This window comes from Paenibacillus sp. J31R122 (assembly GCF_056269185.1).
This window is the reverse complement of record NZ_JBWDNM010000019.1, coordinates 46,168-67,778: the sequence shown is the minus strand read 5'-3', so window position 1 is coordinate 67,778 and position 21,611 is coordinate 46,168. Positions and strand designations below refer to the sequence as shown.

The 21,611-nt window shown below is 47.8% G+C and carries 22 protein-coding genes; all 22 read left to right on the top strand.

What is annotated here, in order from left to right; translation table 11 throughout:
• Positions 1 to 14 precede the first annotated feature (14 nt).
• A complete protein-coding gene (locus tag AC0YN7_RS25645) occupies positions 15 to 2,369 on the top strand; it encodes a helix-turn-helix domain-containing protein (protein ID WP_475812868.1) in 2,355 nt (784 codons plus the stop codon).
• A 14-nt stretch (positions 2,370 to 2,383) separates the two neighbouring features.
• Positions 2,384 to 3,313: a nucleoside hydrolase gene (locus AC0YN7_RS25640; RefSeq protein WP_475812867.1), complete on the top strand. Its 930-nt coding sequence runs from the start codon at positions 2,384 to 2,386 to the stop codon at positions 3,311 to 3,313.
• A 32-nt stretch (positions 3,314 to 3,345) separates the two neighbouring features.
• The gene (locus AC0YN7_RS25635) at positions 3,346 to 5,547 is read left to right on the top strand and encodes a tail fiber domain-containing protein (RefSeq protein ID WP_475812866.1); all 2,202 of its coding nucleotides are present in this window, start codon (positions 3,346 to 3,348) and stop codon (positions 5,545 to 5,547) included.
• A 561-nt stretch (positions 5,548 to 6,108) separates the two neighbouring features.
• Positions 6,109 to 8,526 (top strand): RNA polymerase recycling motor HelD, encoded by a 2,418-nt coding sequence (helD, locus tag AC0YN7_RS25630; protein WP_475812865.1) that lies wholly within the window; start codon positions 6,109 to 6,111, stop codon positions 8,524 to 8,526.
• A gap of 214 nt (positions 8,527 to 8,740) precedes the next feature.
• Complete coding sequence (locus AC0YN7_RS25625; protein WP_475812864.1) at positions 8,741 to 10,234, top strand: MDR family MFS transporter; 1,494 nt, start codon at positions 8,741 to 8,743, stop codon at positions 10,232 to 10,234.
• Positions 10,235 to 10,453: 219 nt separating this feature from the next.
• A complete protein-coding gene (locus AC0YN7_RS25620; RefSeq protein WP_475812863.1) occupies positions 10,454 to 10,642 on the top strand; it encodes a hypothetical protein in 189 nt (62 codons plus the stop codon).
• A 209-nt stretch (positions 10,643 to 10,851) separates the two neighbouring features.
• Positions 10,852 to 11,169, top strand: a complete 318-nt coding sequence (locus AC0YN7_RS25615) for a hypothetical protein (RefSeq protein ID WP_475812862.1) — start codon at positions 10,852 to 10,854, stop codon at positions 11,167 to 11,169.
• Between the two features lie 194 nt (positions 11,170 to 11,363).
• Positions 11,364 to 11,567 carry a hypothetical protein gene (locus AC0YN7_RS25610; RefSeq protein WP_475812861.1) on the top strand — a complete coding sequence of 68 codons (204 nt, stop codon included), beginning with the start codon at positions 11,364 to 11,366 and terminating at the stop codon, positions 11,565 to 11,567.
• Positions 11,568 to 11,681: 114 nt separating this feature from the next.
• On the top strand, positions 11,682 to 12,200 hold the full coding sequence (locus AC0YN7_RS25605) for a hypothetical protein (protein WP_475812860.1): 519 nt from the start codon (positions 11,682 to 11,684) through the stop codon (positions 12,198 to 12,200).
• Positions 12,201 to 12,451: 251 nt separating this feature from the next.
• The gene (locus AC0YN7_RS25600) at positions 12,452 to 12,649 is read left to right on the top strand and encodes a hypothetical protein (protein ID WP_475812859.1); all 198 of its coding nucleotides are present in this window, start codon (positions 12,452 to 12,454) and stop codon (positions 12,647 to 12,649) included.
• On the top strand, positions 12,646 to 13,836 hold the full coding sequence (locus AC0YN7_RS25595; protein ID WP_475812858.1) for a winged helix-turn-helix domain-containing protein: 1,191 nt from the start codon (positions 12,646 to 12,648) through the stop codon (positions 13,834 to 13,836). The genes AC0YN7_RS25600 and AC0YN7_RS25595 overlap by 4 nt, the downstream gene beginning before the upstream one ends.
• A 151-nt stretch (positions 13,837 to 13,987) precedes the next feature.
• On the top strand, positions 13,988 to 14,491 hold the full coding sequence (locus AC0YN7_RS25590) for a DinB family protein (protein ID WP_475812857.1): 504 nt from the start codon (positions 13,988 to 13,990) through the stop codon (positions 14,489 to 14,491).
• An 812-nt stretch (positions 14,492 to 15,303) separates the two neighbouring features.
• Positions 15,304 to 15,651: a hypothetical protein gene (locus AC0YN7_RS25585; RefSeq protein ID WP_475812856.1), complete on the top strand. Its 348-nt coding sequence runs from the start codon at positions 15,304 to 15,306 to the stop codon at positions 15,649 to 15,651.
• A 22-nt stretch (positions 15,652 to 15,673) separates the two neighbouring features.
• Positions 15,674 to 15,811, top strand: a complete 138-nt coding sequence (locus AC0YN7_RS25580; protein ID WP_475812855.1) for a hypothetical protein — start codon at positions 15,674 to 15,676, stop codon at positions 15,809 to 15,811.
• Positions 15,812 to 15,870: 59 nt separating this feature from the next.
• Complete coding sequence (locus tag AC0YN7_RS25575) at positions 15,871 to 16,407, top strand: hypothetical protein (RefSeq protein WP_475812854.1); 537 nt, start codon at positions 15,871 to 15,873, stop codon at positions 16,405 to 16,407.
• 116 nt (positions 16,408 to 16,523) lie between these two features.
• Positions 16,524 to 16,847, top strand: coding sequence for a DUF5713 family protein (locus AC0YN7_RS25570; RefSeq protein ID WP_475812853.1), 324 nt, complete (start codon positions 16,524 to 16,526; stop codon positions 16,845 to 16,847).
• A gap of 39 nt (positions 16,848 to 16,886) precedes the next feature.
• Entirely contained in the window at positions 16,887 to 18,563 is a 1,677-nt protein-coding gene (locus AC0YN7_RS25565; protein ID WP_475812852.1) for a DUF6138 family protein, read from the top strand.
• 28 nt (positions 18,564 to 18,591) lie between these two features.
• On the top strand, positions 18,592 to 19,095 hold the full coding sequence (locus AC0YN7_RS25560) for a YfbM family protein (RefSeq protein ID WP_475812851.1): 504 nt from the start codon (positions 18,592 to 18,594) through the stop codon (positions 19,093 to 19,095).
• Between the two features lie 16 nt (positions 19,096 to 19,111).
• Positions 19,112 to 19,867, top strand: coding sequence for an Imm51 family immunity protein (locus tag AC0YN7_RS25555; RefSeq protein WP_475812850.1), 756 nt, complete (start codon positions 19,112 to 19,114; stop codon positions 19,865 to 19,867).
• 107 nt (positions 19,868 to 19,974) lie between these two features.
• Positions 19,975 to 20,439 carry a DUF4259 domain-containing protein gene (locus tag AC0YN7_RS25550; protein ID WP_475812849.1) on the top strand — a complete coding sequence of 155 codons (465 nt, stop codon included), beginning with the start codon at positions 19,975 to 19,977 and terminating at the stop codon, positions 20,437 to 20,439.
• Between the two features lie 214 nt (positions 20,440 to 20,653).
• Positions 20,654 to 21,130 (top strand): DinB family protein, encoded by a 477-nt coding sequence (locus AC0YN7_RS25545; RefSeq protein ID WP_475812848.1) that lies wholly within the window; start codon positions 20,654 to 20,656, stop codon positions 21,128 to 21,130.
• Between the two features lie 212 nt (positions 21,131 to 21,342).
• Entirely contained in the window at positions 21,343 to 21,510 is a 168-nt protein-coding gene (locus AC0YN7_RS25540; RefSeq protein WP_475812847.1) for a hypothetical protein, read from the top strand.
• The last annotated feature ends 101 nt before the right edge of the window (positions 21,511 to 21,611 follow it).

The window sequence follows — 21,611 nt, the reverse complement described above, 5'->3', positions numbered from 1 at the left end:
AGGGGGGAACAACGATGAAGCGGATGAAAGGTTTGATGCCGGCAAACCGGCTCTATTATAAAATCTTGCTGTATTTCTTGTCCCTTCTTATTCCGATAGTTATCATTGGCATTGCGACATACGCCAATTTTGTGTCCAAATACAAGCAAGACTTCGCGGCTAATGCTAGGATGAGTCTACAAATTTCAGCAGATTTGGTTGACGCTCATTTGCGGACGGTTCAGGAAGCAGGAATCAGCTTTTTCAGCGAGGTTTCCGTCAATAGGCTTTTAAAGCCCGATGCCCAGTATACACTGGAAGACAGGGCAAATTTGATTGACATTCTCCAGAGCCTGAAACGAACAGGGGCGATTCTGACCGAATTTGCCGATGATCTGTTCATGTTCATCGATCACGAGAAAGTATATACGACCTCAGGCATTGAAGATTTTGATCCGTTCTTCAAGCGTGCGGCAAGTTATGATTCGTTCGGGCCCGACTATTGGAAACGTTCGATCCTGTCTGACCGGTCGATCGAAATCTTGGAACCGTCTTCCATGCACACCTTTCAGTCTGTCAAAAAAGTTGTTCCGGTGATCGTCAGCAGTATGGTGAGAGGGTATAATGCGATTTTGGTGGCCAATATCTCAGTGGACGTTCTGCAAAAAAAACTGAAAGGCTATGCGCCGTATCCCTCTACACAATTTGTTGCCTTGGACGGATACGGCCGGGCTGTGCTTGGTCCGGAAGACAAGGAAGGCAGTGAGGCAGCCTTGATCAGTAAATTGACGGAAACGTTTCCATCCGACGATCCGGCCAGTACGGAATTATTCCTTGGAGAAACGCCCTACATTGTTTCCTACGTCCAATCGAATCTGTACGGATGGAAGCTGTATTCCTTGACGCCGGTCAATGAATTCAACCGTCAAGCAAGCGGCATTTTACGCATGATCGTAGTGATTTGTCTTGTGTTGGTCGTCATCGGGCTGTTGTTCTCTTTCATCTTTGCCTTTAAGCTTTATACGCCAATTCAGCGGATCAAGGATGCGCTCACAGATCAGAGTGAAACGATGGACGATCCGGAGCAGGCCGACAATGATTTTGACGAAATCGGCATCGGTATCCGCAAGCTGATCCGTCATAACCTGAAATTCGAGCGGCAGTTAAAAAGCGTGCGGCAGGAATATATGGATCAGGCGCTGCTTCATTTGTTCCATGATCGCGAGCTTCCGAACGATATTGATCTTCATCAGATGTTTCGTGAACGGCTTGGTTTTGAAGGGGATCGGTATCGCTGCTGTAGCATTCACTTTCAGTTCAAAGACGCCTTTTACGAACAAATCCCGGACGAAGACCGCATTATTGTATGGAGTAAACTTAAGAAGCTGATATGGAGCTTCTTGAGTGAACACTTCCGTCTGTACGTGCTGGAATGCACACGTCACCTGTACGCCTGTGTGATCGAACCGAATGACGACCATAATGATGAAGCCGGGTTGCGCGATGCGTTGGACAGCTTCATGCAAACGTTTCAGTTCGACCTTCAATACTGCATCGTTCACGTAGGAATCGGGCAAGTTCATGAGGGTATGAAAGGAATCGCCGAATCGTATAAGGAAGCCATCTTGGCCCTGCAGTACGCCGACAGCACACGGGATTGCGAGATTATACCTTATGAACGGCTCGATATTCGCCCAAGTGTCGTGTATACGTTTACAGACGAGATCAAGCTGTTGAACATGCTGAAGGCTGGAGAACCTTCCTTAAGGGAGAAGATCGCTCAGCTAATCATTCATCACGAGACCCGAAGCGCCTCGCCCCATGCTCTGGGCATGTGGATTGCGGAGGTATACCGAACAGGTTTGAGATTTATTTTAGAACAGGGATTGGAACGTGACCGTCTTGTGACCAGAGAGCTCCATAAGCTGCTAAGTGATTCCAACGGATGGCCCGTGGAGCTTGATCTGAAGAAAGAAGCGGTGCTTGATTTCTATGATCGTCTCGCAGTCGAGCTGCATTCCCGTCAACAAGCCAACAAAACGAATACACTGATTTCTGCAATTACGGAAATGATCGAAACGGAATACGACCGTGAGCTTTATCTGGAGAGTATCTCAGACCGGCTGGGGGTATCCCCAAAATATGTATCGCGGATATTCAAAGAGAAGACAGGGATGAACATCACGCAATACGTGAACATGGTACGTGTCAATCGGGCGAAGCAGCTTTTGTCTGAAACGGATTTGGCGATCAGTGAGATCGCTGACAAGGTCGGCATCTACAGCAGGACAACGTTTTTGCGTATTTTCAAAAAAACAGAAGGTGTCACGCCGCAAAGCTATCGCAACACAGATGAACACAAAAGCGTCTCGCAGTCACCTTTAATATGAGATGGAGGATTAAAATGAATCTGCCTGCACTGCATACAGACATTATTTTGAATCGGTTAAGTCCACCGACTGGCAAGGTCCGGATGGTGCTGGATACTGATACTTACAATGAAATTGATGACCAATTTGCTGTTGTACATGCTTTGACTTCTCCGGAACGGCTTCAGGTAGAAGCGATATACGCTGCCCCCTTTTATAATTCGAATTCTGACAGTCCCGGGGACGGAATGGAGAAGAGCTTTCAGGAAATCGGGAAGATACTTAGGCTGATGGGCCTGACGCCCGAAGGCTATGCTTTTAAAGGCTCCAACCGGTACTTGCCTGATGCCGCCACACCGGTTCCAAGTGAAGCTGTTTCCGATCTGATCGAGCGAGCATTGGCTTCTTCGGATGATGACCCGCTGTACGTGGTTGCTATAGGAGCAATTACGAATGTGGCATCGGCCATTCTGCTGGAGCCCAGCATTCGCAATAAGATTGTCGTCGTGTGGCTAGGCGGTCACGCTCTTCACTGGCCTAACTGTGATGAATTCAACCTGCGCCAGGATGTACATGCCGCCCGTGTCGTATTTGATAGCGGCGTGCCGTTAGTGTTGATTCCTTGTCATGGAGTGGCCTCGCACTTGATAACCACCTTGGCGGAAACGGAGAAATTTCTGAGGCATCAAGGCCCTGTCGGGGATTATTTAGTAGAAACATTTGAGCATTGCCGCAAAGACCATTTTGCCTATTCACGTGTCATTTGGGATATGTCCGCAGTCGCTTGGCTTTTGGAACCAAATTGGGTTCCGACAAGTCTCGTGCATAGCCCGATTATTACGAATTCCGACATGTGCCGGTGGAGCTTTGATTCGAAGCGTCATTTTATTCGATGCGCGAATAGCGTGAACCGCGACCGCATCTTTGGAGATTTATACCGGAAGGTTCAAGCTTTGAACAAGTAACGATAACTGAATCCGAACGGAGGAACGTGTCCATGGACGATAATAAGGATAAGAACGAACAAGTCGAATCATTCGAAGGTAATCTGGGTGTCGTTAGCGGTGACGATAACAGTACAGCAGCACCAATGGCTAGACGGACGTTTTTGGCCGGACTAGGGATGGCTAGCGCCGCACTGGCAGCCGGTGGGCTGCTCGGAAATTCATTGCAATCGGCCTATGCGAAAGAAAATTCCGTGACCGACTCGGTGTACGGGCAGTCTTTCCGTCCCGATCACCCGGATCATCCTTTAAGAAGAGCGGATTGGATTAACGTTCGGGAATTCGGGGCAAAGGGTGACGGTGCAGCAGACGATACGTCGGCCATCCGGGAGGCATTGAATTCCGCTAATGGGAGGAATGTCAATTTCCCAGCCGGGACGTATAGAGTTACTTCCACCTTGTTGGTCCCTTTGATCCGGCTGGTCGGAGAGGGCAGTGGGCGAACCACCGTCGTGTTCGATCAAATGGCTGGTTTGGACGGTTTCGCCTTTCAAGCGGAGACGATCGCCGGACGGGAAGGCGGAGTCGAGCATATGACCCTGATGAGTAAAGGGGCACACGGACGACACGCGATTTCCACTCCGACCGACTCCTCGCTTTACTTCACGTATCGAACAAGATATTTCTTTAGAGGTTTGGAGTTCCGCGGAAATATTCTGCAGTCGATCTCATCCGGTTTTGTTTACGATTACGGCTGGGAAACATGCATTCGGATGGGCGACTGTTGGGGAGCGTATATCGAGGAGATCGACGCAATCGGCATATACCAGACGAGTCTCGATCCTCAAACGCAGCCCGACCATACGTTCCTGAAAATGTCCGCAGCGGGCGGAATGCTTTCTGTTAGGGTGAGCGGAGTAACTATACATGGGGTTAAAAGAGGGATCGAGATCGGGGATCGTGTGTTTTTCTTTATCTCGCATGTAGATGTCGCGCATTCCTACGAAGGCCTCGTATCGACCGGCACTACAGTTTTTTCGGAGGGACGAATTCACGATAGCCTCTTCAATTCCCAGCGAGTTTGCCTACACTTAAACAACCGGTCCTGGACGTCGATCCATAATGTAGCAGTCGGACGGCATAAGTCCGGCTACGATCACGGTGGAGAATGGTACGGATTTAAGCTCGAGCAAGTGAACAAATCCTGGATTAGCAACATTCGTGTGCAGGCGGATACGAGCATTACGAAATTTTCAGGTACGGCCTACGGCTTCCATTTCAAGAACTGCGGGGCATTAAACTGCGACGGATTGACTCCTGGGCTTGGGTTGGATTACGGCATTTATCTCGACAATTGTCCACAGAACGTATATGACGGGATCAATTTCCAAGGTGTCTCCGGCGTCGGCTTCAGCTTTCAGAACAATACGAGAGATTGCGTGATCGGTACGCATGTATTCTCCAACGGCTGGACGAAGTATGAATACGGGGCAGTCGACAAAAGCCGTATTTCAATTGTTCAGAAAGATTTGCAGTTGGAAAGCAAGCAGCCTTATCTGGTGATGCGGGAGACTGACGGGGCGGCGGATCAGAAAAATTGGAAATGGACGATAAACAACGGGGGGTTGAACCGGCAAATCCAAAACGATTCGGAAGGAGAGACGGTCAATTATGAGCTAGTTACTCGTTTAGGAACTACGGTTACTCAAATGGAATGGCGAGCCAACTCCTTCTTCTTGAATGGCGCGATGGTACAAACGAAGCAGCTCAATCCGATAAACGACAATGAATATACGCTAGGTTCGATGTCAAACCGTTGGAAGTCCATTTACGCGGGCTCTCCTACGATCGTCACATCCGACGTCAGGGATAAGGAGAACATCCACGACAGCGACTTAGGTTTGTCTTTTATCAATGCTTTGCGTCCGGTATCCTATAAATTTAAAGACTATGATGCAGTGATTACCGAAATGACTGACGGGGCTGACGGAGAACAGACAGCTGTCCAGCGGACAATCCGGCATAAATTCAACCGGCCGCATTACGGCTTGATCTCACAAGAAGTGAAAGAGGTGCTGATGTCGTTAGGAATCAGCGATTTCGCCGGTTGGACTGAAGATCAGGCGACGAAGAAGCAGGGCCTGCGGTATGAAGAGTTTGTCGCTCCGTTGATTAAGGCGGTTCAAGAATTATCGAGCAAGGTGATTGCGTTAGATCAGGAATTAAACGCTGTGAAAAGCCGAAACCAAGGGTAACAGGTAGCGCAAGCAGCCTGTGGGAACATACAGAACGCCGCTTGGGAGGAGCTGCTGAGCAATCCAGATTACGATGCTCTGTGGCTAGCTCAGCTCGAGCTGCTTACTCTGGTGAAGCGGTATGGCAACGATATTTCCAAGATCAAAGAGTATTGCAAGGGAATCGAGAGTCAGGTTTGATAGGGGCGAGGGGCTGGATATGATCCGGTTCCCTCATTTTTTTATTTTGGTCTTTACAACATTACCTATTACAATTCAGAGCCAGTGGACATAAAAAAAATGACCCTGATGAATTCAAGAGTCATATCCTGGCAGCTTAACTCCACAGTGGTTTGTTTAAACTGTCCACAATCCGGGTCAGTGTTCAGCTCTGCCGGAGGGTAATGAAAAAAATAAATTGAACACTAATTAACGCTATGATATAATCGATAGCGTTACTGACAAATTAAAATAAGGAGTGTAACCAATTTTATTCCTACTTTAATTGTACATCTGGAACTTTGATTTGTCAATGCTTTTTTTTATCCCAAAAAACGGAAGAAGGAGTGTGTTTAGGGAGAGATGGATACGAAGGATTGGCGGCAAGAACAGGAGCGGCTGGAACGGGTCAGGAACAAGCTGCAGGCGAGAATCACCGAATTGGAGCCAGAGGTTGCCGGGCTGCGCGATCAGGCTACGGACATCCGCATGCGGTTTTGGGAAGAAGTTACGATCAACACAAGCACGTACGAAGATTTCGAAGAAACCTTCTACACGATTAACCAGCAGTCCGCGATATTGGCCGAACGGGAGCGCGGCCACAAGCTGTTGACGCAGCAATGGAAAAGCATGAACCGTCTGCTCCCATCTCCTTATTTCGGACGCATCGACTTTCAGGAGGATGGCCTGAACCACAGCGAGCAGATCTATATCGGCGTATCTTCCTTCGTCGACGAAGACGGATTGAGCTTTCTGATCTATGACTGGCGTACGCCGATCGCGAGCTTGTACTACGACCATTCCCCCGGCCTGGCGTCTTATGTCACGCCGGCCGGTCGAATCAAAGGGACGATGGAGCTCAAACGGCAGTTTCAGATTCAAAACGGGCAAATCCGCAACATGTTTGACGCGAGCGAAACGATCGGAGACGAATTGCTGCAGCAAGTGCTCGGCAAAGGTGCGGACTCGCAAATGAAGAGTATCGTGGCAACCATCCAGAAGGAACAAAACGCCATCATCCGCAATGACAAAAGCCGGATGCTTATCGTACAAGGGGCGGCCGGCAGCGGTAAGACTTCCGCGGCATTGCAGCGGGTGGCGTACCTGCTGTACAAACACCGCCAGACGATCAGGGCTGATCAGATCGTTCTTTTCTCACCGAATCCGATGTTTACCAGTTATATCTCCACCGTCCTTCCGGAGCTCGGCGAAGAGAATATGCAGCAGACGACTTTTCAAGAATATCTCGACTATTGGTTAAGTTCCTCGTTACGGCCGGAGGATCCCTTTGATCAGATCGAATATGTACTGACCGCGCAAGGGGCGCCGGGATATGAGGCTCGTCTTCGGGGGATCGAATACAAAGCTTCCGAGGTTTTCCTGCAAGCCCTGCAGTACTATGGAAAGTGGTTGGGACGGGAAGGAATGCGATTCAACGGGATTCGGTTTCGGGAACACGATTTGATTACCGCGGAGCAAATGAGAGCAAAATTTTACGGTTATGACCATTCCCTGCCGTTGTTCAATCGCGTCGTTCTCTTGCAGGAATGGCTGCTGAAGGAATTGGCTTCGCTGGAACGCATGGAACGGGAAGCGACTTGGGTAGAGGAAGAGTTGAATTATCTCGACATCGAGCAGTACGCGGAAGTCTTTGGAATGCTGCATAAAGAGAAGGAAGTATTCCACGTTGCTGAACAATACGCCGTAGTCCGCGAGAAAATGAACAACAAGCGCCGGGAAGATGAAGGCGACTTTGACTTCGCCCGGAGGGAGGAAGACCTGCTCCGCCGAAGGATCGCGAAAGAAAGCTTTAAACCGCTAAGGAAAAATGTGAAGAAATTTTCGTTTGTAGATGTTAAAGGCATATATGGTCAATTGTTTGACGACGAAGCCGCTTATCGGGAGAAAACGAATGGGGCCTTTATCCCGACGCTGTGGCCTGAAATATGCAGGCAAACCAAGGAAGCGCTGCTCCGGAACGAGTTATTCTACGAGGATGCGACTCCATATTTGTATGTAAAAGAACTGATCGAAGGCGTCCGGACGAACACGGAAATCCGGTATGTGTTCGTTGATGAGGGTCAGGATTATTCGGCGTTTCAGTATGAGTATCTAAAAAAGCTGTTTCCCCATGCCCGGATGACGGTGCTCGGCGATTTCGGGCAAGCGATTTTCATGCAGGCTACAAGCTTGGACGCAGCTGATTCGCCGCTTGTCCGCCTTTTCGGCGAAGCCGAAACAAGCCTTGTCCGCCTGGTACGCAGTTATCGTTCAACCAGGGAGATTGTTGAATTTACGAAATCGATGCTTCCAGGCGGGGCAGAAATTACACCGTTTGAGAGGGGAGGCCCAAAGCCCCTTCTGACGAGACTGGACGGCGGGGAGAAGCGTGATGCGCAAATTCTGGCAGACATCGCGGCGCTCAGGGCTGAGGGCTTCGATTCCATCGCCGTCATTACGAAGACCGCAGCCGAAAGCCGGGAGGCCCATGAATCGTTACGGATTCAAGGAGGAGAAGCTCTGCAGCTCAATACGAAGGAGACGCTGGGCTTTGAAAAAGGAGTGATGGTCATTCCTGTGTATCTCGCCAAGGGTGTCGAGTTCGATGCAGTTTTGGTCTATGATGCTTCGCCCGAAGCTTACGGCCGGGACAACGAACGCAAGCTTCTTTATACGGCGTGTACGCGGGCCATGCACCGGCTTCATCTTTACACGACGGGCGATTGGTCGCCGTTCGTGCAGGCATTGCCTGCGAATTTGTACGAGAAAGCGCCATTTTGACGGATCGGGGGCGACGTCAGCCGCGATAAGCTGCGCTCATGATTCAGCAAATCTTCGGCGCCATCCTGTAGCCCGTCATCAAGGCCGGTTGTAAGCAAGAATCCCACGACGACTCCTATTTCCTCGTGTCGGCGTCCACCTAAGAAAAGATTGATTTGTTCCTCGACCATTATTTTCATCCATACACCGCTCGATGAGCAGAAAGCAGGGACCTATGTCAGCTCCTACGCAAACAAAACCGATGGCAGCCGGCGGTGACGACTTCTCGCTGAAAGCCATTTTGCCGCCGCTCATGGCTATTATTGTCGCTATGATCATGGTTATTCTGGACAGCACCGTCGTCAATAATGCCATTCCGAAACTCGTTGAATACTTCGACACCGATCTGAAGACGATCCAATGGACCGTCACCGGCTATACGCTGGCCTTATCCGCCGTTATCCCGCTTGCAGGCTGGATGACCGATAAATTTGGCTTCAAGCAAATTTTCATGATTACGATCGCTCTGTTCACGATCGGCTCCGTGCTGTGCGGCATCGCGCAAACACCGGAACAGTTGATCATTTACCGCATCATTCAAGGCTTGGGCGGCGGCATGGTGGGCCCGATCGGGATGGCCATGGTGTTCAGGCTCGCACCCCCAGAGCGCCGCGGATCCATCATGGGCGTACTCGGCATCCCAATGCTGATGGCGCCGGCGTTCGGTCCGGTGCTATCCGGCTGGCTGGTCGATTCCGTCAGCTGGCACTGGATCTTCATCATCAATCTGCCGATCGGCATTATCGCCCTCATTCTCGGGTATAAATATTTGCCGAAATCGGACCGCCATGCGGCGCCGCATCTGGACGTCATCGGCATGTGCCTCGCGCCGATCGCCTTCTCCATGCTGGCGTACGGCGTAAGCGAAGGCGGCACCAGCTGGTCGAGTACTTCGACGATCACGGGCTTGACCGTCGGCGGCATTGCGCTCATCCTATTCATTATCGTGGAACTGCGACAGAAGCAGCCGCTGCTGGAGTTGAAAGTGTTCAAGTCGTCCGACTTTACACGCGGCATCATCTTGACGTGGATCGTACAGCTCGCGCTGTTCGGCGCCATGCTGATCGTGCCGCTGTACCTGCAAGGCGTCATGCACTACACCGCGCTTGAAACGGGCTGGATCATGATGCCTTATGCGCTATGTGCGGGAATCGGCATGCCGATCAGCGGCCGGCTGTTCGACAAGATCGGCGCGCGTCCGCTCGCCTTCGCCGGTCTTACCGTTGTATCCATCGCCTTGTTCATCTTGTCCGGCATAACGCTGGATACTTCGCTGTGGGTGATCATCCTGTGCATCTGCATCATGGGTCTCGGTATGGGCTTCTCCATGATGCCGCTCAACACGCATGTCCTGAACTCTGCGCCTCGTCGTCTGGTGGGCCGCGTCACACCGCTGACAACAGCAGCTCAGCAAGTCGTCGTCTCGTTCGCGGTCGCGGGCCTGACGGGCTATCTGACGAAGCAAATCACTTCCCACGCAGCAAGCACGGGAGCGGACGCGAATCCGCTAAACGCTGTCGTCGCGGGTTACGGCGACACGTTCTTCCTGTCCGCGTGCCTCGTGACCGCAGGTGTCGCACTGTCGCTCCTTCTGCGTAAACCGAAGCAGCAGGAAGAAGACAGGACCGCCGGCAGGGGAAATCCGGACCCGGCAATGATGGGTCACTAATCGCGAACCGGCTCCGATTCACTCGTATGCAAATAGCCTTGGCCGTTAATCGGTCAAGGCTATTTTTTGCTGATTATGTTAGTTTGTACAGTACATTTTTACAAGGACATGGGACTGTTCCTCGCTGGCTCTCGGTGCTGTGTGGCTTGTCGCAGGACATGACACAGCTTATCGTCTTCCGCGCCATCAGGGGGATCGGGCTTCTTGATGGGGATGGGCATGTTCGGCGCAATCACATACATTTCGCTGTTCTCGCAAGCTGTTATCGGGACTTCGGCGTCCGGTACCGGCTACATTTTGATGCAGCTCATGCTGTCGCTTATTGTGTCCAGCATCATCGGCGGCCGTTTGATTACAAAGCTCCTTCTGAACCAGAATGTCCGTAATGTCCCACTTCGACTGAACTGAAAAAAGCAGTAATCGAGCAGGAGGGGGTGGCTAGCCCCCGACCTCTCACAACTCCTAGCATGCTGGTCCGCACTAGGCGTTTCTATTTTCACTTTACTCGTGTTGTCTCATAGAGTATTTTTATGATTAAAGAACTTTATTTTTCCTCACCAGCAGTCTATAAATAAGACGTTATGTAAAACTTCAGAGGACCAGATTAGGAGATCAACATGAAGAAGTCGGTAATATCTTTCTTTTTAGCCATGATTCCGAGTATATCAGCCATATTTTTATTAATCGAATACTTCCCTTATACAGGTCTTGGAAGAGTTGTAAGTATTCCGATAACAATATTTTTAAATATTACTATTTTGTTAATTTCTCAGCTTATCACTCAAAAATTAAAATCAAGAGTATTCAAAAGCTTGATTTGGATTGCAGCCATACTAATAAGCGTGTTGGTGGTGATTATTTTGCATCCACAAGAATACTTACCTAGCGTTTTAACGCAACTTCGAGAACTGATATTTTCCCATACTACTAAATGAATAACTCCGTATATTCATCCATAGGACCATTCGGTCCCTCGTCCCGCCTGAGGTAATTCGAAGAAGCAATGTAGGTGGAGAGATCCTGATCGAATCGCAGTATTACATTAAGCTAACTGGCAGTTTAGTACCACACTTCTTAAAAGTTCCATCCACGAATAAACTACATGATCTGAATTAGGGGTGATCTTCGAATGGGTGTTGGAACGGAGAAGGATAAAAGGGAAATAATACTCGCTTACTACACAGAGTGTAGGGAAATCGAAATAATTGAAGTGAAAGCCCATGACATAATTGATAAATACCTTGTATCCGATAAAAGCAATCGCTTAGACATTGTCCAGGCAAACAAACTGTATTTATTTTTAAAAAATGTGTTGAGCGATTCAGACACGTAATTTAATGACCAGGTGGTACACAGCGCAGTTGATTTTTATTGTTGAGCTAACGGGCAGGATAACCCAGAAAAATATAGAACAATACACATATCTTAGAGATAATCGGAGGTATTTATGGGGACAGATATTCATTGTTTTGTAGAAGAGAAAGTGTATGAAAATGATGGTGTAAACCGAATTGGCAAATGGGTATCCTCTGATAAGTGGACAAGCAGTTGGGCAGGCGTCGTTCCTGATTTCGACGAGGCTCCAATCTGGGGGGTTGAAAGAAGGGATATGGTTTTCACAGATAGAAATTATGACCTCTTTGCAATCTTGGCTAATCAACGTAATTCTGAGAACATGCCTTATATCAGTGATCCGCGCGGACTACCCGAAGACGTTAGTCCAATGATTCCGCTTCAAATTATTATTTTAGAAGGTCATAGCACGACGTGGTTTACTGCAAAGGAGTTGCTCGAATTTAATTGGGATCAAGTGTTTGAATACGAAGATGAGATCATGAATGGAGAAAAAGTAAATGAATCCGTTAACTATCGAGAATGTGGAAAGAGATTTTTGGAAGTTGTTAACCGTTTAGTTGAAAGTAAAGATCCATCCGATATTAGACTAATCATTACATTTGATAATTAAGTGTATTGTTCAACTAACGGGGAACGTTAGTTCAATGAAGGGCCCTATACAAACGAAGAAGGAGCTGCTGCGGCAGCTCCTTTTTACATCTGCACAAAATATAGGTTTTTGTACATATGTACTGATAGGCGTTAAGCTAACGGGCAGTTATTTTTCAATAGCTCTTGTTTTTATGCTCGAGACAATGGTAACATTTAACGGGAACATGTGTTTGTTTTTTTTGTATTTTCCAACGGATAGGGGGAATAGGCGTGGTTGAAATCATTGAAAAAGAGCAATCTTCGGTTATTGGAAAATTAGGAAAGGGGTTTGCTAATGAAGCTCCCCAATGGATACCATCATTATGGAAAGAAGCAAATAGTAACTTTATTGAGATAAGCAACCTCGCCATCCATCATCATGTGCAAGCTACTCCCGTTTGTTTCGTTAAGGAGCCGATGTGTACATGATCCAATTGACGAACCGCCAGGCACGGCAATTTCTGCTATTGAAGCACGGGCTGTTGGGCGAATATCAATTTACCGGAAAGCAGGGAGTATTGGATTTTGTGCGGCAGGTCGGCTGTATTCAATACGATCCCATCGATGTTTGCGGAAAAAACGCCGAACTGGTGTTGCAGTCGCGAATCAAAGGATTTACCAAGAACATGCTCGCCGAGTTGCTGTATCAAGATAGAAGCCTTGTCGATTATCCCGACAAGAATTTGGCCATTATTCCTGTCGAGGACTGGCCGTATTTTGAGCGGTACAGGCAGGCCGCCCGACAACATGCCAAGCGCTATCCCGAAATGGAAGCGTTGATAGAGCAAGTACGGGCTCACATCCAAAATCACGGTGCGCTAAGTTCGGATGATCTAAAATTGGATGGAAATTTCACTTGGCAATCGGCCATCCACTGGAGCAGCGGAAACAATTCATCCCGGTCGGTGCTGGAGCAGATGTACTCGACAGGCGAGTTGATTATACATCACAAAAAAGGAACGCGTAAATATTACGATATCGCCGGGAAGTACATACAGCCAAATCTGCTGAATGCACCGGAGCCGCTGGAGGGCGAGCATGAGCATCACAAGTGGCGGGTACTGCGTCGAATCGGCGCTGTTGGCCTTTTATGGAATCGCGCATCCGATGCCTGGCTGAACATATGGGGATTGAAAGCGGAGCAGCGCAACGAGGTTTTCCGCCAACTGTTGTACGAAGCTCGCATTGTTGCTGTTGCCGTGGAACAATTGAAGGATATACTGTACTGCCGCGCGGAGGACTTACCGCTTATTGAAGCCGTTCTGCAAAATCCGGCGCCGAAATGGCGCTGCGAGCTGATTGCCCCACTAGATAATTTCATATGGGACAGAAAACTGATCAACGTATTGTTTGGATTCGATTACACCTGGGAGATTTACACGCCTGCAATCAAACGGAAATTCGGCTATTATGTGTTGCCTCTAATATACGGAGAAAGCCTCATCGGACGAGCCGAGGTAATCGCGGAGCGAAAAGCCGGGACGCTCGTTGTTAAAAACATCTGGTACGAGAACGACATAAAGCCAACAAAGCAATTGCGAACAGCCTTGAACAATTGCTTTCAAAATTTTGCATTATTCAACGGATGCGAGATTTCGACAGAGTCTATGAACTGATATTTCCAGTTCCCCGGTAACATTTTCCGAGCTACTAGATCCTCTTTTGGTAATTCGGTTCACTGATGCTGTAAACTTACCAGAGGAATACACACAGGTCTACTCCCGTGAATGCGAAACTTGATTCCATTACAAAAAGGAGATGTTGGATATGTATAAACACATTAAAGATTTTGCCGCAACTTGGCAAAATGAAACGGAAGCAACAATGCGGACACTGGAGATGCTGACCGACGAGTCTCTTGGCCAACAGATAACAAGCGATCATAGAACGCTTGGACGTGTTGCATGGCACCTTGTACAGACGTTGCACGAAATGCCATCTCGGACGGGACTGTCTTTCGAAGGACCGGGCGAAGATATGCCGGTGCCAGCTTCGGCAGCAGACATCACGTCAGTCTATAAGAGGACCTCACAAGCGCTCCTTGATGCTATACAGTCCAGTTGGAAAGATGAGAATCTGCTTATCATGAGCGATATGTATGGTGATCAATGGCCAAACGGCTTAATGCTGGATATTCTCGTAAAGCATGAGATTCATCATCGTGGTCAGATGACAGTCCTGATGCGTCAGGCAGGCCTTCGTGTGCCGGATCTTTACGGCCCGACAAAAGAGCAGTGGGCCGAGTACGGAGCGCTACCTCCAGTAATTTAGAGTAAGATTATATCCGCTTTGGCCGTTTGGCTATAGTGGGATTTATAAGTATTTTATCATAGGATTGAAAGTGGTGGCTTGAATCATAGACAAGAGGATACCATCGGACTGAAACTGTTGATTCTATTGAACTAACGGGTAAGTTGAGCCACGCGGATTGAGGTTAAGATTTATTGAACTAACGGGTAACGATAGTGGAGGAGCTTCCTTTGTGGTAGCTCCTCTTTTCTATTGAACGGGCAGAATAAAGCAGCAAATTAGTTATCAGCAGGAACAAAAGGAATCTTGAAAATATTTCATGAATATTAAATTGGGTTGGATAAAACATGGAATAAAAAGACTGCGATATACAAGAAAAGCTGAGGGGAACAAGAGTGAAATCCAACCACTTATTATTTCATATTTTAGGTTACATCATAGGTAGGGTGAGATTTAAAAGAACCGGACTCATTCGAATTTTTATGTTTGTTGAACCATTGTTGAAGTATTGGAAACAGATTCAGAGACCCATCACTAGTTGGTAGGCACCCGATGATTCTCTGCCTACTTTTTTTGGTTTTTTTGTTGGATTGACTTTCCTGTTCTATCACCATACACTTGGAAGGTCTTGGTAATGTCGGGTTGGTAATGCCCCGAAGGTTGCGCTCGATGAGCCTTTACGCGTCAGACCATGAAGATGTTGCCACACGCACTCAAGTGCAATGGCATTGATTGAAATATTGGCAACAGATACAAGACCCATCACAATGACCGCCTACCTATTTTTATACAATGGTCTTATAAATATCTTGTAAACGGAAGGGAGCGAGCGTTTGGGAACGATCAAAACAGGGTTTTGGAAAATCAATTTTATCCTTACACCGGGTGAGTTCAAAGAACTTCTATACAGTTGTGTTCAGAAGGGGATTACCTTCCATCTGCGAACCTATGGATATCCTCAGCATACTATCGTGCAAGTGATCGATACATACAAGAACGCCTATCAGTTCTTAACCTCCTCTGAGAAGCCTCCCCAAACAAGCCTTGCACTGCCGTACAGTATGAGCTTCCCCCAGCCTTTTATCGGATTCAACCTCAATACCGATCGACTGCGATTTCCCTTTGATAGAAAGTGGGCGGCCGCGGAAATTCCATTTGTGCAACTGACCTATTGCGTCTGAAATAAAAAGGATAACAAAGCCTTTGCGCTTTGAAGCGCAAGGCATAGATGGCTATGAGCAGCTAAAACCACCTGTTCGCATTAGTGAACAAGCAGCAAATGAAGTCAAAGAGGGTTGGCTTTTCAAGGCCTATCAGCTTCAGATGAAAAGTTATCATTAGAAATGAATCGGATTTGATAGGGCAAAATGCTAGACGAGTACATCGACGAGGTGAGGGAGATGAAACAAGTGGAACAGCAAGATTGGGAATTTCTATTGCACGGAAGTGTTGAGGATGTTGATGCATTTTTGAAAAGGCATCCGGATGTGTTCAGTGACAATGGACGGATGGACTTCTTGCAGGCAGCAAGGGAAGAGGAGTTGTCGTCGGCACGAGCTAATCTATTTTCCTGGGTGTACGGGGTGACTGTGGATTGGCGGGAAGAAGATAGTGAGATCGTCCGATTATTTGGCGAATTTTTACCTGGAGAAGTGATTGTGGAAGAGACGGATGAAGGACTGACCCTGTCATACGCAGGTGAGATCTATTCGATTCCACTGACGTTTTCGCCTAATGATCGTTACATTACGATTCGACGCATTGCGGATATCATTCAAAAGCAGTTTGAGATTCGGTTGTTTCGGGATTCCTATTGGTCGGATACCCATGTGTTTGTGCTCATGTCGCATGTTCAATGGCAGGAACTTGAGCGCAGCCATACTGCCGAGGTAGAGAAGATCTTTCAACAAATTACACCAGAACTCGATTTCCCTTGAGGGAGAAATACAAGGAGTCGGAACTGGCGATTGTTGTTCTTACTCTCCTCACTTGATGCTGCTAGCTATTTAAGAAAAAAGATTAAAACAATCGAACACAGAAAGGTGGCAATGTAATGAAATTGGATGCTAATTTTAACTATTTAAAAGACATGTATAACGACAGCTACTATCCTGTTTTTTTAGTGGATAAGGTGAAAGAGCAGATTCTGATAGTGGTGAATTTTTTGGAAAGTGGGTCACATTCGAACGAAGTGATACAAGGCAAACTGGATGAGATGACGATCGCCATCAACGATTTGCAGGAAGAATTTGATGAGCATGACAGCGAAATCGAAACTGTGGCACGGGAATCCATAGGGATGACCGTAGAAGCGATCCTGCATGCGTTTAAGGTGGATATCGATATCGAGACTGCCATCAGGGAGAGAGATTGGTAATTTGAGATTTCTATCACAAAATAGAGGTGATAACACAAGATGACACAGCACACCATGATCAATACGTTATCGGAAGAAATCCTTGGTGCAGTGGATGAATGGTTTCAACAGATCGAACAGAAAAAGGAAAAAGACGCAAACGAGATTGTTGGGCGAACTTCACTGCAAATCGGCATTCATGACTTTTTACATATCGAGTACAGGGATGGGAAAATCAAATTACATTCTTGGATTAACGGTTCACCTGACTATCAGAACAAGGGTATTCGCTTTGATAACCCGCTGATCCATCAGGAAATAGAGAATGTGTTGATACCGTTGCTGAAAAAGGGAATCAGACAAAAGCTGCAAACCTATGAGGACAGCGCCTTGGTGAATTACCGATTTCAAGCAAGCATCAAAGTCGGCGGCTCCGAAACACTTCCCATACTGAACGATGTGAACCAGCGCAAGCGCGAGTTGCTGCTGCAGCGCATTCAAGTCTATATCGAAGACAAACTGGAGGGCCAGTCTTATCCGACCGATCCGCTGGAGAGTTTTTTTCTCTCTCAACATCTGGTCGATCCTCAGCTGTTTCCGGATATGAATACTGCCTTTATTATGCATGTATATGAGCTGGTGATGAAACGGAACAAAGGGAATAAAACAAAGATGGACGATCATCGTTCCCAATTCATTCGTGCGTTTAGCCAGTGGGCTGAAAGTGAGTTTTTGCCGTTTTACTTTCATAATGTCAAGCCCAAATGGGGGCGAGCTGAATATACGATAAAAGAGGGTATCGACTTAACCGCTATGGAGCCGCAGCAAATGGAACTAGTTCTGCAAACGGCCATTTTGATTATTAAGCACGAACCCAACTATAGTCGACAAAATGGACTCGATCTGCTGGAAAGGCTGAAGGAACTAGGCAGTATACAGGCGGTTAAGGTGATCAAGGAGGGCAGCGGAACACTTCCTGCAGAAGATATCCATTATAAGGATGAACAGATCGAATGTCAGGCTCATGACGTTTTCTCGATTATCACCATTCGAATCAAGGAAGAGTGCGCGGACAGTTATGCGAAGGGTCTCGATTTTATTTGTCGCCTGCTGGAGAAAGGTTTCTTCCGAAGCTATCAGATCAAGCTGAAATCGCAAGCCAAAAACATAGTGTCTGTTCCCGGTCTGGCGAAATCACAAACCCATCGTTTCTTTGCTAATGCCTTGCAGTATGAGGAGTTGCATCCGAAGCTGGAGACTTACGCGCGGCTGGCGATGGTGGAGCATGAATGGTATGAAGACACAGAGGGTGAGAAAAACTGCATGCCCGGTACGTATGCCGTGTTCGGATTGGGACTGGCGAATCGACGTTATTTTCCGCTCGTGGAGGCCTATATGGAACGCGTAGATGATGAGCATCAGTCCGTTCAGGCTGCTTTTGCCGGGGCATTCATAATGCAATATGGGATTGACGAAACGACGCTGCCGACGATAGCGGCTTGTCTGCTTAGCTGCCAGGACGGCAAATTCACCAAATATCGCGCAGATTACGAAACCGCAGCGAATCTGCAAGCTCTCGCCGGGATCATGGAGCCATTGGCTCCCCATTATGCCAGCCATCTGGTGGAACTGATCTGGGGCAGCCTGGACAATCTTCAAAAACGGCTGCAAAAAGAGAAGGGCGAGTGCGCGGACGGTTTCGTTGCTGTCTGGGCAGCAGCGAACCGGAAGGGATAAGTATTAGAGAAGGCAAGGGGAGAAGCATATGGGGATGCTCGGGCAATACGTGATGGTAAGCGAGGATACGTTGGAGCAAATGATGGAGATGGACGGCGAAGGTCTGATGGATACGCTGGAAGAGCTGATTGAGGCAGGGAGTCCGAGCTATGAGATAGACAAGCTATGGGACGGCCTGCATTTCTTGCTTACTGGCGTTTCGGCAAGCGAGCCGATTGAAGGCCACCGGCTTAGCGAATCCGTGGTATGTGCTCATGTGTTTGATGTTGGGGAGGATGACGGATTTTTTGCTTGCACCGAACAGGATGAGCTGGCCGGTATAATCCAGGCGATGAAGCAAGTGGACTTTGACGAGCTGGAGCCGGACTTTGATTTAGCTGCCTTTCGCAGTAATAACATCTATCCACGCATTTGGGAGGAGAATCGCAAAGAAACGCTTTGGCATGAGCTAAAGAGTGAGTTTTACGCTCTTCTGGCTTTTTACGAAAAGGCATTGGCAGCAAAACAACATGTGATATTCAGCGTGATATGAGAGGGGAATCCTGTCCATGAAAAAAGAACGGTTGAAACAATTAAACAGATGGTTTGAACAGGGGGATCATCAAAAGATTATAGACGAGATCGTGGCATTGCCCGACACTGATATAGACTATGAACTCACGGGTCATCTGGCACGCGCTTATAACAATATAGACGGCTATGATGAGGCTATCAGCTTGTTATTATCCGTGCAGGATCAGGGGAAGGAGGATTCCCTATGGTATTTTCGTTTAGGGTACGCTTACTACTATTCCGGGAAATATGAGGAAGCGTTGCAACAGTTTGAGATAGCATATCAATTGAATCCAGCGGACAAGCAGGCCCACAACTTCGTGCAGATGTCCAAGAAAAGCCTTGCAGGCCAGATGAAAAAGAAGGGCACATCTGATCCTGTCATCACAACCTCACAAAAGTATTATCCATCTCCGGATGCAGAACCCCTTTTACCCTTCGTATGGGTGGATCATGCGGATTCGGTGTCGCTGATTTTGAATGTGGGGAGCTATAAAAATAAAATTTTTGCGGAACGTGCTGACGAGGGGGTTGAAGGAAACGGCTATGACTGGGGTTCTTTAGCCGCTGTTTTCATCGAAGAAATCATGCCGGAGCTGGCAGCTCAGATCCAATTTGATCCGGAAGCGAGTATGTTCTGTGCTTACTCAACGGACGGTGAAGCGCTGGAGAGGTTTGCTCTAGGTTTTAAGGCTGCTTGTGAGGATGATACCTTGATACGTGATTTATTTTCCCGTGCGGAGTTGGACTAAGCAGAAGAAGACGAATGGGTGATGGGACTGGATGATGAGGAATCTACTCCCAATGGGAGGAACGGCTGGTAAACTGGGCAATCCATACAGACAGGGAGGAACTAGAGATGGGATCATGGGGCATTAAAGCACTGGAAAGTGATGAAGGATTGGATGTCATCGATTTTCTGCAGGATCGTATTCCAGATCATTTGAGTTTGGAGCTTACCGAACTAATCGCAGTCATGAAGGAAGAAGGTTTACTTGGGAGGTCATTTGAAGAGATTGATTTTTATTATGACAACACAGCGTTGGCACTTGCGGAACTTTATCTGATGTTTCAGGAAACGGGGAAGCTGGAGTACGGTCATGAAGAGGAGAAAAAATCCCTTCTAACTATCCGTTCATTCACAGCCGATGAAACGTCCTTGCGCTTGATCTTGCATTATCTGACGGATATTCGGGATGAAGTGCCGGATGAGGATGGTGGAAGAGAAATCGTGGAGCTGTGGCGCGATTCTCCGAGCTGGGAGACATGGAGGGTTCATCTGGAGCAGCTGATTATGAAAATAGAAGAACGCTTAACCGCGTGAGGAGGCCTGTATTGAAGGATTATTATCTGGAATTGGGCGCACATCCGCAATTGAATGGTTCCCAGGATTTCTTGAAGGATGGGTTTGAATGGAAGTGTCCCATCAGGAGTCTGACACATGGAATCACCTCGGCTCTGATACCCATAAGCCGTTTGAATTTGCCGTCCAATCGTATTAGAATAGAACGGAGACTGATTTGGGAGGCGAACAATATATGTACCGTAAAGTAGAAGACTTTCTGGAAGAATGGACAGCGTCGTCGGCTGGCACGCTGGCGGTTATGAAGGCAATCACAGACGATAAGATGGATACGGCAATTGTAGAAGGTCATAACTCGCTGGGCTGGTTGGCTTGGCATTTGGTAGGATCGGCGGGAGCTTTCGGTCACTTCGCCGGCTTGCAAATTCCGGGCGTTGAGCGCGGTGCTAAGGTGCCGGATCAAATGGCGGAGATCGTGGAGAAATACGAGGCGGTTATCGAAGCTTACAATCGTGAGGCGAAGACATTGAACGACGAGCAAATGGCGGAAGAAATCAACGGATTTATGGGGCTAACGCCACGCGGAAAGTTCCTGCGCCAGTTCATCGACCACCAAACGCATCATCGCGGTCAAATGACGGTTCTGCTTCGTCAGGCGGGCTTGACGGTACCGGGTGTGATGGGACCGACAAAAGAAATGCAAATGAAATAATAAGCACGTGCGATCCGTTGGATCGGTTGAAAGAAGGCTGTCTTACGGCAGCTCAGCAGGAGCTACCTTCGGGTAGCTCTTTTTTTATTTTCTAGCGTGCACAGAGGCACGCATCATCTAGTGGGTGAAAGTCCAACCGAGGGAAGGTCCAAGCCACCTTCGTTATCTAACTTATTCGATGTTAAATGTTCTGTTAATGAGGAAGGCTGCCGATGCATGATGTCAGCAGCCTTCCTCTTTTGTTATTGTATATTGCTGATAATAATTTGACCATTATTGGTAATGCATACGAATATGAATTACTTAGTTATTTAGCTGTTGGGGAAACAGATAAGTATGTCATTCAAATCGCGATTCAAATTTATAATAGCATTGGTTAGAATGGTTTCGATCTCAAGGTGATTTCACTGCGTGGGCGTACAACTGCTGCACTAAGGCATCCGAGTTTTCCACTGTTGGTACGAAATCGCTAGCGAAGTCA